The 17,704-nt window shown below is 47.0% G+C and carries 8 protein-coding genes and 2 pseudogenes; 9 read left to right on the top strand and 1 reads right to left on the bottom strand.

What is annotated here, in order from left to right; genetic code table 11:
• The first annotated feature begins 68 nt into the window (after positions 1–68).
• From HZB31_15685 to HZB31_15670, 4 genes are all read left to right on the top strand, one after another.
• Complete coding sequence (locus tag HZB31_15685; GenBank protein MBI5849360.1) at positions 69–464, top strand: hypothetical protein; 396 nt, start codon at positions 69–71, stop codon at positions 462–464.
• Between the two features lie 19 nt (positions 465–483).
• Positions 484–1,461, top strand: coding sequence for a hypothetical protein (locus HZB31_15680; GenBank protein MBI5849359.1), 978 nt, complete (start codon positions 484–486; stop codon positions 1,459–1,461).
• A 192-nt stretch (positions 1,462–1,653) separates the two neighbouring features.
• Positions 1,654–7,959 (top strand): ATP-binding protein, encoded by a 6,306-nt coding sequence (locus HZB31_15675; protein ID MBI5849358.1) that lies wholly within the window; start codon positions 1,654–1,656, stop codon positions 7,957–7,959.
• A 4-nt stretch (positions 7,960–7,963) separates the two neighbouring features.
• A complete protein-coding gene (locus tag HZB31_15670) occupies positions 7,964–8,644 on the top strand; it encodes a hypothetical protein (GenBank protein MBI5849357.1) in 681 nt (226 codons plus the stop codon).
• Between the two features lie 129 nt (positions 8,645–8,773).
• Here the strand turns inward: HZB31_15670 and HZB31_15665 are convergent, their stop codons facing one another.
• A complete protein-coding gene (locus tag HZB31_15665) occupies positions 8,774–9,922 on the bottom strand; it encodes an IS256 family transposase (protein MBI5849356.1) in 1,149 nt (382 codons plus the stop codon).
• 789 nt (positions 9,923–10,711) lie between these two features.
• Here HZB31_15665 and HZB31_15660 point away from each other — a divergent pair.
• The 5 genes and pseudogenes from HZB31_15660 to HZB31_15640 all read left to right on the top strand — a co-directional run bounded on the left by HZB31_15660 (position 10,712) and on the right by HZB31_15640 (position 17,470).
• Entirely contained in the window at positions 10,712–11,038 is a 327-nt protein-coding gene (locus HZB31_15660) for a hypothetical protein (GenBank protein ID MBI5849355.1), read from the top strand.
• A gap of 413 nt (positions 11,039–11,451) precedes the next feature.
• Positions 11,452–14,130: a UvrD-helicase domain-containing protein gene (locus HZB31_15655; protein ID MBI5849354.1), complete on the top strand. Its 2,679-nt coding sequence runs from the start codon at positions 11,452–11,454 to the stop codon at positions 14,128–14,130.
• 79 nt (positions 14,131–14,209) lie between these two features.
• Positions 14,210–14,980: pseudogene (locus tag HZB31_15650) on the top strand (dimethylargininase).
• Between the two features lie 67 nt (positions 14,981–15,047).
• The gene (locus HZB31_15645) at positions 15,048–15,338 is read left to right on the top strand and encodes a hypothetical protein (GenBank protein MBI5849353.1); all 291 of its coding nucleotides are present in this window, start codon (positions 15,048–15,050) and stop codon (positions 15,336–15,338) included.
• 1,311 nt (positions 15,339–16,649) lie between these two features.
• Positions 16,650–17,470: pseudogene (locus tag HZB31_15640) on the top strand (IS5 family transposase).
• The last annotated feature ends 234 nt before the right edge of the window (positions 17,471–17,704 follow it).

Here is a 17,704-nt window from a genome sequence, read left to right as displayed (position 1 = left end):
TCGGGTGCATTTCAGTTTGGGGGCGAATGATGGCATAATGGGATCATCCCGTTGAAGAGGTGATTGCCATGAAACGCACTCCGAAAACTCGCACTGCTAAACCGACCCGTGCGGAGTTGAAAGCAGACTTGTTAGCTCAAGCCGAAGCGACGATTGATCAATTTCTGGACTGGGTCGAAAAAACTGAGCGTCCAAACCTCACGCAGATTGAAGAGACCGTGCTAGAGTTTCGGCGTCAGATTGGTCAAACCCTGGCGGACACCGCGCTGCAAGCCCAAGCCGCGGCACATCCGGTTCCTGGGCCGCGGTGTCCGACCTGTGAACGGGAAATGCATTTCAAAGATGACAAGACGAAAACCATTACGTCGCGAGTGAGCGACCTCAAACTAAATCGGAGTTACTACTACTGCTCGCACTGTGACCAGGGTCTTTTCCCCCCTCGACCAGCAACTCGAAATCTTTGAACGGACCTGTAGCGAATCGGTGGCGAAACTCGCGGTGGCGCTGTGCGGTCGCCTGACGCCCGTAGACACCGAAACGATTCTGAAGCAATTGGGCGGCATCACCTTTTCCGATACCAGCGTGTGGCGGCGCGTGCAAACCTGGGGTGCAAAAATCAAAGCCTTGGAAGACCTGCGCCAGGCGGCGGCAACAGCCTTGCCCCAACGCGGCACCGTGGGAGCAGGGGCGGTACCCCTCTCAAAAAAAATGGGGGCCGGCATGGATGGCGTGCTGATTCCGTTGCGTAAAGAAGGTTATACGGAAGTTAAACTCGGCTGTATCTTTGATATTGAGCAACGTCCTGAAAAAGAGCCCGAGACGGAGCGCGTGGTCGAACGGGCTCATGCGGTGAACATTACCTACACCGCCGTTTTGGGCGGTCCCGAGCGCTTCGGGAAAGCTATCTGGGCGGAAGCCGAGCGGCGTCAGTTTCCCTATGTCATTGACAATCTGATTATCGCTGACGCCGCGCAGTGGATTTGGACCGGCGTTGTGCCGGAGCATTTTAACACGAGTCGTCAAGCGGTCGACTGGTATCATGCGACCGAACATCTCAACACGGTTGCCCATTTGATTCATGGTGAAGGGACGGCCGAAGCCCGACGCTGGGTCAAATCTATGGAACATCCCTTGTATCAAGGTCATACCTGGCGCGTCGTGCAGGCGATCAAAGATCTAGCTCAAGTTCATCCCACGCTCGCAGATAAACTCCAGACCGAGGCGGGTTACTTTGAAAAGAATCAACGGCGGATGCAATATTTGGAATTACGCGAAGACGGTTTCCCGATTGGGAGTGGCATGGTCGAGAGCGGCTGCAAACAACTTCGCGCGCGTTTCACGGGAGCGGGTATGCGGTGGAGTCGTCCTGGTGCGGAGCATTTAATTCCGATTCGGACCGCCTTACTCAGTGATCGGTTTGATGAAATGTGGAATGCGGTCTACAAGTCGCCCCCAAACTGAAATGCACCCTGCAGATCACTCTTGATCGGACTTTTGCTGATTAAGAGAAGCGGGATATAATGAACTTGCATATGCCTAGGTGAAAGACTACCCGAGGCGCAAGCGAGTGCAAGACCGCGTCCGCTCTCGTCAAACGTACCAGGGCGGGATTTTGCATGAAGAACTGACACAATATTAGGATGACCGAGAACTATGGAAAATGATCTCGTAAGTTATTCAAGAGCTGGCGACGTTTTTCATTATCGATGGGCGGCACGTCGCTGCTTAAGAATGATTTATCCTAACTCTTTGTTGAGTTATGTTGTAATTGAGGGATCTGGTTCTAAGGAACGAGAACTGGCTGGCGAGTACGTAATTGATGTTGCTGAATATTCAGACTCGGTAAGAAGCGATCCGCCAAAAATCGATTATTTCCAACTTAAGCACACAACAATAAGAAAAGAGCAACCCTTCGTCTTAAGTGATCTGGAAGATACAATTAAGGGATTTGCAGAACGTTATTCAGAGCATTTCTCTAAAGAGCCTGAAGGTCCGAACTCACCAACACTATCCTTTTCTATTGTTACCAACAGACCAATTGCTAATAGTTTCAAAGAAAACACACTTACAGTAGCGAATGGGGGCAAAGCAGAGCCACGTTTTCAGAACACTCTTGAGAAATACACAAATTTGAGCGGTGATGTTCTGAGTAAATTCTGCGGTTTGCTTCAATTCATCGATGGGGAGGGTGATTACAACGCGCAGCGGTATGAACTCCATGCTGAAATATCACAACTACTCGCTGGAACTGTTGATAATCCTCAGATCGATACTATAACTGCTCTCGTACAAGAAAAGGCATTGCCCGACTCGGATGGAAGAATCGTTCGTGAGGAGATACTTAAACGCTTTGGAGCTACATCTGAAAACGCTCTATATCCAGCGCCACCCGAGTTTGAAAAATTAGAAATTACCATTCCGCGAAAGCAGCATAAGTTGCTATTAGATCACATTCTCAATGCATCCACACCGATAATAATTCATGCTGCGGGAGGAGTTGGAAAGTCTGTTTTCGCTCGTCAGATATCAGATTCTTTACCATTAGGCTCATTTGGACTCGTTTATGATTGTTTTGGTGGGGGGCGATACCGAAATCGGAGCGAATTGCGACATCGTCATCGTGATGCCCTTGTCCAGATAGCAAATGAATTAGCATCCCATGGATTATGCGATCCATTGATAGCCCAATCGACTGCTCTCGAAGATGAGATTTTAAGAAGCTTTCTCGTCAGGCTAGGTTGGGCTGCTAGGTCTCTCAAGAAAACGAATGAAAACGCAATTCTAGTAATCTTAATTGATGCTGCTGATAATGCAGAAATGGCAGCGAAAGAGTTTAGCCAGCCCTGTTTTGTTCATGAACTATTGCGTGAGTCTCTACCCGAGGGTTGCCGACTTGTTGCGTTATGCCGAACTGAGCGAATACCGCTTCTCCAATCCCCTAGTACAATTCCTCAGTTACTGCTAGAGCCTTTTTCAGAGGAAGAAACCCTCATCCATCTTAGAGGATACTTTCCGCAAGCTTCTCAGGACGATGGACGAGAATTTCATCGTCTGACTAGCGGTAACCCGCGTGTGCAGGCCAATGCGCTAAGTATTGAAGGTTCCACCGTTGAAAAAATACTGGCTAATCTTGGCCCTGCAGGAACCACAGTCGAAGACCAAATTGAGGCACAACTTGATCATGCTATTTCGGCAGTCAAAGAAACACTTCCCGTCAATTTTCGGAATCACATAGATGCAATTTGTCTCGGACTCGCAGCGTTGCCTCCGTTTATTCCAATAAGTGTACTCGCCACAGTCGCCGAAGTTGATGAAGCAACAGTGAGAAGCTTCGTTGCGGACTTAGGACGCCCTCTCTGGCTTTCAGATACCTCTGTGCAGTTCAGGGATGAGCCAACGGAAACATGGTTTCGACGAAAGTTCTCGGCAACCGTAGAACAAATAGACTCTTACGTTGCACGTCTCAAGCCATTGGCTCGTGTGCATGCTTACGTTGCTGAGACATTGCCTTCTTTGCTTTTACAGGCCGAAAAGTACAGTGAACTAATTGAGTTGGCTCTTTCCGAAGACCTTCTTCCAAAAGATAACCCAATCGACGAACGCAACATACGAGTGTATCGTCTTCAGTTTGCTTTCAAAGCTGCATTGAACTTGAAACAGTATGCTGACGCTATGAAGTTAGCTTTGCGTGCTGGAGAAGAAGTAGCTGGCGATAAGCGGCAGCTAGAACTTCTGGCGAAGAATGTAGATTTGATTGCTCCTTTGCAAACCGAACAACGAGTACAAGAATTAGCATTCCGACGTATGTTGCGCAGTGGCTGGGATGGTTCAGAAAATGTCTATTCAGCAGCATTGCTATCATCTGTTGAAGCTTTTAAGGGAGAAGCAAGAGGATATTTGAGGGCGGCAAACAATTGGCTTTATTTGTATTTTGAAGAGCGCAAAAAGAGTAAGGACAAATTTCACCAAGATGATCTAAAAGATGAAGACATTGTGGAGTTGACATTCGCTCATTATAATCTGTATGGAGTGCCTAGCACGGTAGTGTTTCTCCTTCGCTGGCGACCTCCAGAAGTCATATATCGTATTGCGAGACAGTTCATCAAACGGCTTGTTGACGCAGGTGATTTTCTTGCAATAAATGAAATTCCACAATTTGATCATCGTAGCCACTATCTTGGCTATCAATATCTGTTGATTGCTATAGCGCATGAACTATTAGAAGTTGCGGAATTTCCTCGTGCAGAGGCCTTGCAACTCTGCTTGGATTTGCTCGCTGCGAGTCGTACTCGTATCCCGATACCTCGTTACTCATACAATGAAACCACCGCTTCAGCACTTGTGTCATTCATCGAAGCATGTGCGGCAAGCAATCTATCTAAATCAGAAATCTTGCGGGTACTTAGGCATTATATTCCGATGAGAGCTTCTCAATCTGTCTCCGACCGTTTTCCACGGAGTGAACGCGATACTTATTTACGTGCAGTAGCACTCAGAAGTGTCCTTACGAGCAATCTCGAACCCAATCTAGATGAATTACTTCCCCAGGAATTTATTGAAGACAAAAAACAGGGACACGATCAAGAGATTCGAGAATTTAAGGAGATAGTTGGTGGACTGTTGCCTTGGTACATAGTCCGAGCTCGTATTCTAGTTAATGGCATCAATGGCTTATCTGAAACAATCAAAGATGCCGATCAACGTTCAAAAAAGGCGCGAGCACAAAGATGGCGAGACTCCGATACTATCCCTTACGAAATATCTCAAATATGTACTCAGATTTTGACACTATATAGAAGCGCTGACACTGCTGAAGTGGAGAGGTTCTTTACAGACTACATAAAAGAGGGAGGAAAGATTTGGATACCAGATCGCTTAAAAGCAGCAAGAAGTGCTTTTCGCCTAGCGCATCTCTTAGGAATTAGAAGACAGCTAGAACAATCTGCTTACGAAGTAATTGTCTCTGCAACAGATGAAGGTCCTGAAGCGAAAGCCGATTTGTATATTGACCTTGCTCGTGCAGTTCTCCCTATAAGTCGTGATGATGCAGCTGTGTATTTCAACTATGCGATTGAGGCCGTCTCAAAATTCGGTGACGAAATTGTACAACGATGGGAGGCAGTTGCAGCATTAGCTAACCGCATTGCAGAAGGTGGTCACATATCTTCAGAGATGGCATATCGTTTTATTCGATGTGCAGAGTTGGTAGGTGACAACGTCGCTCGTGAAAAATATTTTGATCGTGATGGAGCTATCAGGATTTGTGCCCGGTTATCCCCAGCCTCGGCCTTGGCCGCTTTAAGTCGGTGGCGTGATCGCGATGTTGGGTGGTTTGATCGACAACTTCCAGCTTTGGCCGCTGAGATTGTGAGTTCTAATTTTATTTCTCCTTCTGTAGGCTGGTCTCTGTCAGCTTTCTTCCAAGGATATGGACTCGATGACTTTGCATCCTCGTGTATAGATAGAGAATCCTCCACATATCGTCGTGAATATATCCTAAATATAGCTATTCGAGACCTTAGACTTCACGAAACAACAAACCAAAGTTGGCAGAAACTTAAACGAATCGCTCAACAATATTCCATCGCGAATAGCGAACTAGATACCGTTGCTAACTTCTACGCTGAAAATCCTGAAAAGGAAGGTGAGGAATCATCTCAGAGGATTGTTTATTCGGAGCATCAGGATAAAAAAGAGCAAATCGAATGGGGAAAAATTTTCCATGAGCTGGACCTAACTACAAGTTCAGGAATAAGCCAGGCGATAAAACACTTCGATTCCGCTTCTGCCAAATCTCGGGATTTTAAGGCTTTCTGGCAAGAGGTATTCAATCGCCTTAACGAAGGCGATGCCTTGAAATTTTTACAAGCACTTGTAGTCGCCGAACACGCGGATTACTTTGATATCGAGCACGCTATTTCCTATATGCCAGCCGATTGGCGTCAAAAGGCCAGCTTCAAACGAAATTGGGCGCAGATCCTCGAGCTGATCGCCGAGCGTTTTGCTACTGAATTTACAAATTATTACACGAGGAAATATTTCTTGGAGAGTATTCAGGCAGAAGCCGATGTAAGGTCCTCCTTCCAAAAAGGTATCCTTGGAGGATTGTCTGGTAGTAGCGATTTATCAAATGCAAGTACATTTTTTGGCTTTGTGGAAATCGCAACGACTCTCATCTCCTGGCAAGAAGCAACAGACCTGCTTGATTATGCTTTGAATAGATTTGAATTTCATATTGATGATGAATATGCTGATGGTTGTTGGGCCGGATGGCTAAATCCCCCAGATGATTTGAGTGTTGCATTTACAGGATTCGTTTGGTCCGCTTTGGGTTCACCTCGAAGTGAAACACGCTGGCAAGCAGCGCATTGTGTACGAAGACTTGCGGAAATTGGTTGCGAGCGCGAAATTGGTGCTTTAATACAGTGGATGGAACAAGACACGGTAGGCGCTTTTGGAAACCATAAATTCCCCTTTTACAATCTCCATGCTCGTCAATATTTGCTGATAGCTCTAGCCCGAATATCTATCGATAATCCACAAATACTAAGACGCTACAGTTCTATTTTCTCGCAACATGCGCTCACGACTATGCCTCATGTTCTCATTCAGAAATTTGCAGCCGAAATTGCGCTAAATATAGAAAAAACTTTTCCCAATACCTACAGTAAAGATATTGTTGAACAGATTCACAAAGTTGGTGTGAGCCAACTCCCAATCAAGGTGATGGACAAGTATGGAGACAAACTTGAAAGTCATTGGCATACAAGCGGAAAGGTTGATACGCATTTGAAATTCTATCACGGATATGATTTTGATAGTTATTGGTTTGAGCCACTTGGAGACGTATTTGGAATTTCTGGCAAGCAAGTTGAGGAACTTGCGACGGAAGTCGTAATAAATGAATGGCATGTGGCTACGGATGGAAGTATTCAAAGTGATCCTCGCTCAGGATTATGGCGTTCTTCACGAAACGAACGTGAAACCTGGCATGATCACGGAGGCTATCCGCGAGCTGATAACTACAGTTTTTATCTTTCCTACCATGCAATGTTTGTTGTTGCAGCTAAATTGCTTCAAAATATGTCTGTTGTGCATAGCCATGATTGGGTTGCGGATGAGTGGGGAGAGTGGCTTCATCGACATTCACTGACACGAAGAGATGGGCGGTGGTTAGCTGACCGTCGTGACCCAGCACCTCTATTAAAGCCCGCTTGGGTTAACCAGAAGAAAACTGAGAATTGGCGTTCCGAAATATCAGACACAGATTTTCTGGGGTCGATTCTAATTGAGCGCGGAGGTGAAACATGGTTAACTATCTCTGGTTCATGGGAAGAAGGTGATCGTGAATGTGAAGAAAGCTTTTACGTATCGACTGCTCTTGTTTCACAGTCTGCTTCTCAATCGCTCTTGAACGCATTGACCACCTGCCCAGATCCAAACGATTTCAAACTACCTGATTATCAAGAAGAAAGTATGGAGTTTGGATCATATCCCTTTGTACTTAGAGGCTGGATTGGGGGTCAGCATACTGATAATCGTCTGGATGAATATGATCCACACGCAAGCCAAATAGCTTTTCCACCCGAACAGGTTGGAGAATCAATTGCTAAGCAGTTAGGGTTATCTGTCGACCTAGATCGGCGAGAATGGTTTTTACCAAATGCAGATATACCATCCATAGTGTGTGAACTGTGGTGTACAAATAAGCCTAATCAGGATGAAGACCCACTTAGACGCGGCAGTCGGCTGAGTGCATCATTGGGTTTGTTAAGCAAACTCTGCTTAACGCTAGACTGCGAACTCATCTTCAAGGTACAAATTAATAGACGATTTAAGGAAAGATATTACAAGAGAAACGAGGATGTAAATGGATACAAACCACCGCATTGTAAAGTCTGTATCCTCTCAGCAGACGGAAAACTCAGAGATACGGAAACGTACTATCAACTTGGGTAAGGCATTGGTTGAAGAACTCGGTTTAAATCCAGGCGTTGATACGCTCGCACGTTGGATGGCTCATTATGTTGCTGAACAAATGACCATCGCTGAAAATTCAACAGGCGGTGATAAAGAGGAAGCAGAACAACGTTGCTTTGAAACAATATTAAAGCTTTGGCAACACCGATCCTCTCTCCCAACTGGACATCGTCCCTTTGAAAGTTTCGAGCCTATTTTCCGTGCTCTCACTAGACTTGATCCAGAAAATTCAAACCCCTATTTCTACGCTCTTTCAAACCTTCGTCCGTCCGAATCAGATAATTCTATCGAGGACTCTGATGCAATTAAACAATGGTTGGACATCGCTCGAGGAATCGACCAGGCAGCGCGCATTTGGCTCGAATATGTTTTCTATCAAGCGGCATTGAATGCGACAGATGAAAAAACAATTAAATGGTTACAGAACGCAGTTGGACCATTTGAAGGCGACGATATATCGATAATTGTTCAGCTTGTTCAGGCAGAACCTGAAAATGAGGGTAAAGAACAGCAAGACAAGAAAGAAGAACTAGAGTCCAGAATCAAGCAGCTTGATGCATTCAATGATTTCAGTCAAAACTTACGGGCAGCATTTTCGAACGAACTCAAAGGTATTACTGAGAACAATTCTTCTGAGAATGCTGTCAACACAGATTTGCAATAATGGATTTGGACAAGAGTGATATCGGCTAATCGACCACATAATGATTGGTGGCAAGTGATTGACTTCACTACGGGCATAGGCGGTTTGTCAAGTTCTGTGTAAAAGTAGAGAGCCGAGTCCTGGGTCGCCCTAGTTTGACATGATGACGTTGTGAAATTTCAAAGTGCGGACGACGGCATAGAACATTAACAAGCAACTCGATTCATTCCGAAACGCAGCTCCCATTTTGTGACTGCGCCGCTTGACCTCTTCAAATAACCGCTCGATGACATTGGTCGTCCGAATTGTACGCCAGTGTTTGCGCGGAAAGGCGTAGAATGTGAGGCAAGCATCCAAGTCACGTTTCAAACATTCGATAGCGGTCGGATAACTGGCTTCGTATTTAGCACAGAATGCCGCGACCGCTTGATCGGCTTGGATACGACTGTCTTGATAGAATAACGCGCGCAGTTCGGGATACAGTTTTTCGCGTTGGCTCTGCGGTACATAACTCAACACGTTTTCCATTTTGTGTTTGATGCAGCGTTGGCGCGACGTGGTTGGAAACTTAGCGGCAATCGCATTCAACATCGCCTGGTTGCCATCGGTGATCCAGAGATCAATCGCTTTCACGCCGCGTGTTTTGAGCTCGTCGAGCAATTGTTCCCAAGCATTCTGGTTCTCGCGATCACCGACGCTGAAGGCGAGGACTTCGCGCTGACCATCGGCACGCACACCAATCACGGCTAAAATGGGCATTTTGTAGCCTTCTTGCTCATAGATCACACTGAAGTACGTGCCATCAGCAAAGCAATAGGCATAGTGTTCTGCGAGCGGACGCTTTTTCCAAGCCGTGTATTCTTCATCGAGCGAATGAAAGACCCGCGAGACGGTTGAGGCACTCGGTTGGGTGCCATTGAGATGTTCCAGCACCACGCCGACACCCTGGGTGCTTACACCACGCACAAACATTTCGCTAATGGTCTGATCGACTTCGGCACGCCGCCGTTGGTAACGTTCAAAGACTTGTGTTTGGTGTCCGCGTCGGGTGCGCGGCACGGATAAATCTTCCAGGTGACCGACACTGGTGTCCAGGTCACGGGCATAATACCCATTGCGGTGATCGCGGCGTGTGGCGGTTCGTTCATAGGGATTGGCACCAATCAAAACCGTCACTTCTTCTTCGAGCACGGTGCAGAGTGCTATCCGCACCGCTTCGCGCATTTGAGCGCGAATAAATTCTTGAAACTGTTCTTGACCAATTGGTGCAACTGCGGTATCCTGCTGGGCAGGAGCCATGAGTATCCTCCTTTAGGTAATTTGGCGATTACCCAAGGATACTCGGCTCCTTTCTTTTACACAACAGTTAGTATGCCGCCGTGCGTTTTGGTAGGGTCAGCAACTGGAGATTGTTGTTAACCTGACATCATTACCCGACTTCTTCGACTGACGTCTAGGTAAAACTGTAGGATGCTTGGAGCAAACTCAAACTTTAGATATCCCACGCTCCCGATCCTGCAATTTCCCAGCGTGGTCACTCATTAGCAAAGCCGGACACCGGTTCATCCTTCGGAGAGAACATACGCACGCGCATGCAGGTAGGAAGCGAACACAGCCAAGAGCTGGAACTCCTGGTGGTTTGCTTTGGCGTGGGCGCGCGCACGCGCCCCCACCTTCACGAGAAAGACCAGGTTCTGCATTTTATCTAGGGCAAGGGAATCGTTGCGACAGAGACAGAGCGGACGATATGCCCGCAAGGCGATATTGTGACAATCCCAGGTGGAACGTGACATTGGCATGGAGCGACCCGTGAAGGAGCCACATGCCACGTTTCGATTCGACAACCAGGCACAACAAACTGGGAGGTCGAATTGAAAAAACCGGTGAGAGTACTCAGGCGTCAGCCCCGGATTTTTTTTACCGTCGCAACCTGGGGTGGCGAACGATGAAATACCGACCTGCTAGCTGCGATGTGCTAATTGGGTATCAACTGACGTCTCTAGCCAATAAAGTGATACCTCGGGTACGTCTACATTATCGCTACCAGCGAGGACAATATTACAGCGAATGGGGTGAGTAAACGCTTCAATGGAAACACAAATATCAAATGATCTGCCGCCAGCCCTGAAAATGTTTGCGTGCATGCTGGACGCTCAATCGCCAAGGGTGCGTGAGATATACCAGTACGCATTCACGCTACTCTTGCTTGAGGATGACAAAGCGCAGGTGATTGAGCGGCGCGTGATCGATCTGCGGGAGCATTTAACTTTCAAGACGGCAACCGGCGATATATTTACCATTGTCAAACCGGACGTGGACAAGGAGACGTTGGCTCACTTAATCGACCTGGCGCGAGATGTCCTCCGCGAAGAAAGAACAAAAGAAGATGGCAAAACTGAACAAGACGCCACATAGGAAACACAGAGGTTCCTTTCGTTGTTCAATGGCAAGGACGAATTATTCACGGTGCGCTCGATGCGCTCTGGCAATCTATGGATGGTCAAGGGTTCATTGTGGATTTCAAAACAGATCGGTTCAGACAAAAAACGAAGACGCGCGAGTCTATGCGTTGCAGAAGTACGGCGTGCAACTTGCTTTGTACCAGCACGCGGTCGCTCAACGCTACGGCGATATTTCAGTCCGTGCGCATTATATTCGTGAAGAGGAAACGATCATTTTGAATCGTTCGTATCTAGATGATGCCCTGGAACGAGAACAGCAGGCAGTGTCTCAAACTAGCAGCTATTCCTGCAGAGAGAAAGCGTAGCATTCCCGCCCTCTGGCTAATTTAAGCAGTTCATCCTTTTGAGGACTCACGATCCACTATCATGTTTACCGTCGGCCTTATCGTTCTGCTCATTGGTTTTGTTCTTTTGATATTATATGTCGCTGGGATTCTTTTTTATTTTTGGCATCAGCAGTCCAGCAAAAAGGAATCTGAGCTTCGGGCAAAACAAGCAAACGAAATAAACCAAGCCAATCAGAAGCTACGAGATTTTCTCACAGCTGAATGGGATCACATTCGTGAAGCGGTCGAGCAATTCTCACACCATGCAAACTTTGAGGCAGGATATTTTTCCAATCATCAATTGAGCGTTTGGAAAGATGCCTATGCTAGAGTCTTCCAAGAAATCCAAGATCAAAAGCTCGACAACTTGAGACTACAGCCACAAGACTTGGAAACTGTTCGCGCGTTTGCGGATGATTATCAGAAAGCCGAGACACTTCGCGCCGAGTACAACAAAAGATTCCTCGATGAGGAACTTAAGAGGTATGGCGAGTTTTTCGACACGGTCATTCCGGGAAAGAGTTTGGATCACCAACAACGAACCGCCATTGTTATGGATGAAGATAATAATCTCGTCATCGCTGGTGCAGGTACTGGCAAGACCACCACGATTCTTGGCAAGGTTTGCTACGTCATCGATCGATACGCCGTTGCTCCTCCAGATATTCTCCTGATTTCGTTCACCAACAAATCCGCGTCTGACTTGGCCGGTCGCATCAAGATAGATGGCATCGAAGTCAAAACCTTTCATAAGTTCGGACTCGATGTGATCGCGGCAGTGGAAGGTCATTCTCCCAGTATCTTTAACCCCACCGAAGGACAGCTCAAGTCGCTGCTGGTTCGATTCCTTGATGAATTGATCGCTGACTCGGGTTACCTCGGTCAAGTGATCGAGTTCTTTACGGAATTTCTCAAGCGACCACGATCTCCGTTTGAGTTTAGGAACCAAGGCGACTATATTCAATATCTCAAAGATCAGAATTTTAGACCCTATCAGCTCAAGGAACTCCGTGGGAAAAGCCGTAAGACGTATCAAACCGAGATTGTCAAGAGCGTCGAAGAGTGTCGGATCGCGAACTTTCTTTTGTTCAACAATTTGAATTATGAATATGAACGACCTTACGAATACGCTGTAGCGGATGCAGAGCATCGTCAATACAAACCGGATTTCACGATTACTCAGAACGGTCGCACGGTCTATCTTGAACATTGTGGCGTTGCGCGCAACGGCGATGTACCTCCTTTCTTCCCAAGACCCGGCGAAACGCTTCGGGATGCGAAAACGCGATACTGGGCGAAAATTAACTGGGCACGGGATACACACCGCGCGCACAATACGACCTTAATCGAAACGTACAGCTACGAGATGACCGAAGGAGCGCTCTTCCAGAACCTAGCCCAAAAGCTCCAAGCGGCAGGTTTACTGCTCCAACCTAAATCGCCAACGGAAATCTGGAAGATTATCCTTGAATCGGGCCAAGATGAGGTTGATAGTTTCCTTACTCTCCTGGAAACCTTTATTGCGCTTTTAAAATCCAACAATTATTCCATCGCCGATGTTTGCGCGCGCAATGGTCAAACCCCGGATCCTTTTGAACGAATGCGAAACGCACTCGTCGTTGCCCTCATTGAACCTATCTATGAGCGTTACCAACGGTACCTCGCCGAGCAAAACAAGATTGATTTTAACGACATGATCAATCAAGCCGCTTCGTATATCACGGAAGGAAAGTATCCCAGGCAATATCGTTATGTGATCATCGATGAGTTTCAAGATATTTCAATTGGTCGTTATCAACTGGTTCGTGCCCTCAAAACCCAAAACCCCGACTGCAAGCTTTTCTGTGTTGGAGACGACTGGCAATCCATCTACCGTTTTACCGGGAGTGACATTGCCCTCTTTAGAGAGTTTGAAAAGTTCTTTGGGCGGACCGTTAAATCGAAAATTGAAACCACCTATCGCTTTCATGAGCCCCTGATTAAATTGAGCAGCGATTTCATCCTCAAGAATCCGAATCAGGAAGTCAAAGCCCTGAAAGAACCCGACGTAGGATCAAGTTCGACGACCTACAAAATCGTCTATTCGGAATCAGAGGATCGAGATGATACCCTGGCCTTGCAGCAGGTGTTCAATGAGATTAGCGCGACCACGCCCGATCTTCCGCAAAAACAAATCTTACTTTTGGGTCGGTATTCCTTTGACCTCGACCGGATCAAAAATGCGCAAGGTCTTTTCAGGATCAACAAGGGAAATGGGCAAATCCGCTACGACCTACCCTCGCAAAACCGTGCATGTCCACCGATGATGGCGCAGTATTTAACCGTCCATGGATCCAAAGGGCTTGAGGCGGATATTGTCATCCTTTTGAACTGCAATGCCGGTAAGTATGGTTTTCCGTCCCAGGTTTCCGACGATCCTCTCTTGAATCTCCTACTCAGTAAAGCCGACCAATTTGAAAACGGTGAAGAACGGCGGCTGTTCTATGTAGCGATGACGCGAGCCAAAGAAAAGGTCTATTTCATTGCGGACCGTTCATATAGATCCAAGTTCATCAGCGAGCTCGAAGTCGAGAGTGGAATTCCCATCTTCAAGAAATGTCCGCGTTGCAGGACGGCAGATTTGGTCAAGCGAAGCGGAATAAAAAATGGCAAGCCCTGGGCTTTCTGGGGTTGCACCAACTATATCTACGGTTGCGATTATATAGAGTGGATTAACTGAATGATCGTCAATCGATAAGGCGAAGGGAACACTCCGGTTTTATTGACAGACGACCATCGTCGATCTTGAGAGAATTGTTATGCTCATCGCCATGACTCGATCGATAAGCCCCAAGATGGGGCAATGTGAACTGACCTACCTGCCACGCGTTGAAATCGATATTGAACTTGCGCGTGCACAGCATCGCGAGTATGAAAAAACTTTGGAAGCATTGGGATGCTCAATCGTTCATCTTTCCGCCGAACCCGAACTCCCGGATTCCGTTTTCGTAGAAGATACAGCGTTAGTCCTAGACGAGGTGGCACTGATTACCAGACCAGGGGCGGAATCGCGAAGACTAGAAACAGAATCGGTAGCCAAGAGACTGGGTGAGTATCGCGAGTTAATCTTTATCCAACCACCCGGCACATTGGATGGCGGCGATGTGCTGAGAATCGGCAAGACCATCTAAGTGGGATCATCTAGCCGCAGCAATGCGTCGGGGATTAACCAGATTTTGGCTACCCTGGCTCGATTTGGATATCGCATCGTAACAGTTCCTGTGGGCGAATGCTTACACCTCAAGTCCGCTGTAACCCAAGTGGGACACAGCACTTTGCTCATTAACCGTCGACTCGTTGTGACCAATTATTTCCCAGGAATGGATTTCATTGATGTAGCTGACGAAGAGCCATTGGCAGCGAATACGTTACTCATCGGAAATCAATTGATCTACTCCGCATCATTTCCGCGAACGCGCGAGCGATTAGAAGCAAGAGGCATTGGAGTTAGATGCATCGACGTATCCGAATTGGAAAAAGCAGAGGGTGCCATAACCTGTTGCAGTTTGATCTTTGATTCCTTGCAGTAATGAGGAATCTGACAAGTCACACCAGATGAAGGCGTCGAAAAAAAACGAACGCCCAGGGGGGACAGTGATGCCGAGTGATATTCCTCCAGAACTTGGGATGCTCTCTTCGATTCTTGATGAGCAGCCTCCGGCCACACGCGAGTTATTCCAATATGCATTCGCGCTATTAGCGGTCGAGGATTGCAAAGCTCAGATCGTTGGAAGACCCTGGATCGAGCAACGCGAGCATATCACTTTTCAGACCATCGCGGGTGAAGTCTTTACGCTTGCCAAGCCGGCGGTGGCTGAATCTGAACTTGAGCGAATCGCGGAGATCGTTCGCGAGGTCTTGCAGACGGAATCCAATCATGCTGCATAAAACTGTCTTGCTCGCCGGGATGCTCTTGATCACTTGCGCCTGTGGCTCATCGACTCCGAATCCTGTGGCGAGCCCGGCACCTACGCGGATTCGCATTGTCGCTGGAGAGACCATTCGCCTTCCCGTCGAACCAAAAGCGGGCCCAACCGAAGAAAACGCGACCCTCACTTTTCATTTCACGGTGGTTGATAAAGTCAGAAGGACACCCGTGAAAGTGCGGTCAGTGAAATTGGGGGATCATGAAATCGTGCGAAATGTAAATGAGTTTTCGGTTCAACTTCCTGGGAATACGTTAGACATTCCCTTGTTGTTGCATGTAGAAGCCGATGGCTATGAGACTTGGGAAAGCGTCTTTCGCCACCGCGTCTATCATAGTCGCGTCGTTTACTTTGAACTCGAATTATCGCCGGAGAGTCCAAGCGCAAGCAATTGAGTTTTCCGGTTAGACTAGGGATTGCCGATATGCACTCGGATCCCAGAAATTGAATTGAGAAAGCGCACCATGATAGAAAAGTTCGCTTTGGGTCAAGATGACTGATCGCCTGACCATTGTTATAGGCGTACGGAACGAAAAATCACTACATGCGGCGCTGAAGCAATGGTATGCGGACCCTGGTGATAGACTGGAAGTAAAGGTCGATGGTTACGCCAGAATTTTTGATAGCATATCTGAATTATTCGCACACCATATTCGGACATGACCCTAGACAATAACAAGCGTGATTCGGTTACAGGATGGGGAATCTTGGTGAACGAATGCTACTCACCATTCATCACAGAATGATTAGGTGCAAAATACCCTGGTTTTTGCCTTTTTACCAGCGACATGGTAAAATAGAATAGTGAGTTCGTTTGTCTTTGACCCCTGGTTATAATGAAATGAGCTTCATGGGAGAAGCTGTCGAAAAACTATTCCTGTGGCCAGTTTCATATATCGTCCAGTTGCGTCGCAAAGACAAATGTTGTGATTGTTGACCAAGCACCTATTGTCTAGCGCATATGGCGTTGGCGATAGGTGTGTTTTCTTGGGGAGACAAGCATAAACGCTTGAAAACATCATATCTCAGTGAATGAGCATTCCGTACTTGCAGAGGAGTAACACCTTATGGACAAATCAGGTAAAAGTCCTAAGGTTGGGACATGTCTAAACGCAGATTCCATCTCACCGATGCGCAAATACAAAAATTGAATCAAGCTTACATTCAGTGCGTTGACGACCCTACTCGTACGCACTACCAAGCCGTGGGGTTTCCCTAAATCAGGCTTGAAAACACTAATAGACCTCTTGCATAAGTGTGCGATAATATGCACATGAAATATGAAACTGTAAAATCACTGAAAGATACCGATTTCAAACGTTCTACAGGCGTTTCCCGCCGTGTCTTCGATCAAATGCTGCAGGTGGTCGAAAAAGGACTGCGCTTGTTTGGGCGACCACCCAAGTTGAGTCGCGCTGACCAATTACTCTTGACCTTGATGTATTGGCGCGAATACCGCACCGAGTTTCATATCGGACTAACCTATGGCGTGAGTGAGGCAACGGTCTGTCGCACCGTTCAGAAAATCGAGAACGTTCTGATCCAATCACAGCAATTTCATTTGCCCGGTAAGAAAGCCCTTCGCCCCAATGATACAACTATTGAGGTTGTCTTGGTGGATGCCACCGAACAACCGATTGAACGCCCCCAAAAAAACAGCGGCAGTCGTATAGCGGTAAAAAGAAACGGCATACCCAGAAAGCCCAAGTTATTGCGAATTTGAACACGCAAAAAATTCTGGCCACGGATTTCGGCATGGGACATACGCACGATTTCCAGTTATTCAAGGACAGTCGTGCCGGAATCTCACAGCACATCGGCGTGTTAGGAGATGCTGGGTATCAAGGGTTGATGGAATTGCATGGGAACAGTCAGACCCCATTCAAGAAAACTAAACTGCATCCACTGACCCAGGAACAAAAAGCCAGCAATCGGGTGTTTTCACGAAAACGCATTTTGATTGAAAATATCATTCGCCGTCTGAAAATTTTCCGCATTTTGAGCGAACGCTATCGTAATCGGCGCAAACGTTTTGGGCTACGGTTCAATCTGATTGCGGCAATCTATAATCTTGAACTCGAATTCAAATGCTAACAGACTTTTGCAAGAGGTCTAGTATCAAAATCGATGATTCGGGAGCGAGCAAACAATGAACTGGAGAGTAGGCATGAAAGTCTTGTTACTTCGGCACTGATTCCCTTACCAATTTAAGGAAGTAGCAAGGTTGCCCATGTTGAGGCATAATTTGGTTGTCTGACGACCAAAGGAGCCCCAAACATGAGCAACAGTTACGAATTGTATCACCGATTGGTTCATGCTGTCCATCCG

This window comes from Nitrospirota bacterium (genome assembly GCA_016235245.1).
Taxonomy (GTDB): Bacteria; Nitrospirota; Thermodesulfovibrionia; order Thermodesulfovibrionales; family UBA6898; genus UBA6898.
The sequence above is the reverse complement of the archived record's forward strand: the minus strand, read 5'-3'. Positions and strand labels throughout refer to the sequence as shown.

Bases quoted from the DNA above. Each gene is read 5' to 3' on its own strand.
- HZB31_15665 (MBI5849356.1), bottom strand. From the start codon at position 9,922: ATGGCTCCTGCCCAGCAGGATACCGCAGTTGCACCAATTGGTCAAGAA.
- HZB31_15645 (MBI5849353.1), top strand. From the start codon at position 15,048: ATGCCGAGTGATATTCCTCCAGAACTTGGGATGCTCTCTTCGATTCTT.
- HZB31_15655 (MBI5849354.1), top strand. From the start codon at position 11,452: ATGTTTACCGTCGGCCTTATCGTTCTGCTCATTGGTTTTGTTCTTTTG.
- HZB31_15685 (MBI5849360.1), top strand. From the start codon at position 69: ATGAAACGCACTCCGAAAACTCGCACTGCTAAACCGACCCGTGCGGAG.
- HZB31_15660 (MBI5849355.1), top strand. From the start codon at position 10,712: ATGGAAACACAAATATCAAATGATCTGCCGCCAGCCCTGAAAATGTTT.
- HZB31_15675 (MBI5849358.1), top strand. From the start codon at position 1,654: ATGGAAAATGATCTCGTAAGTTATTCAAGAGCTGGCGACGTTTTTCAT.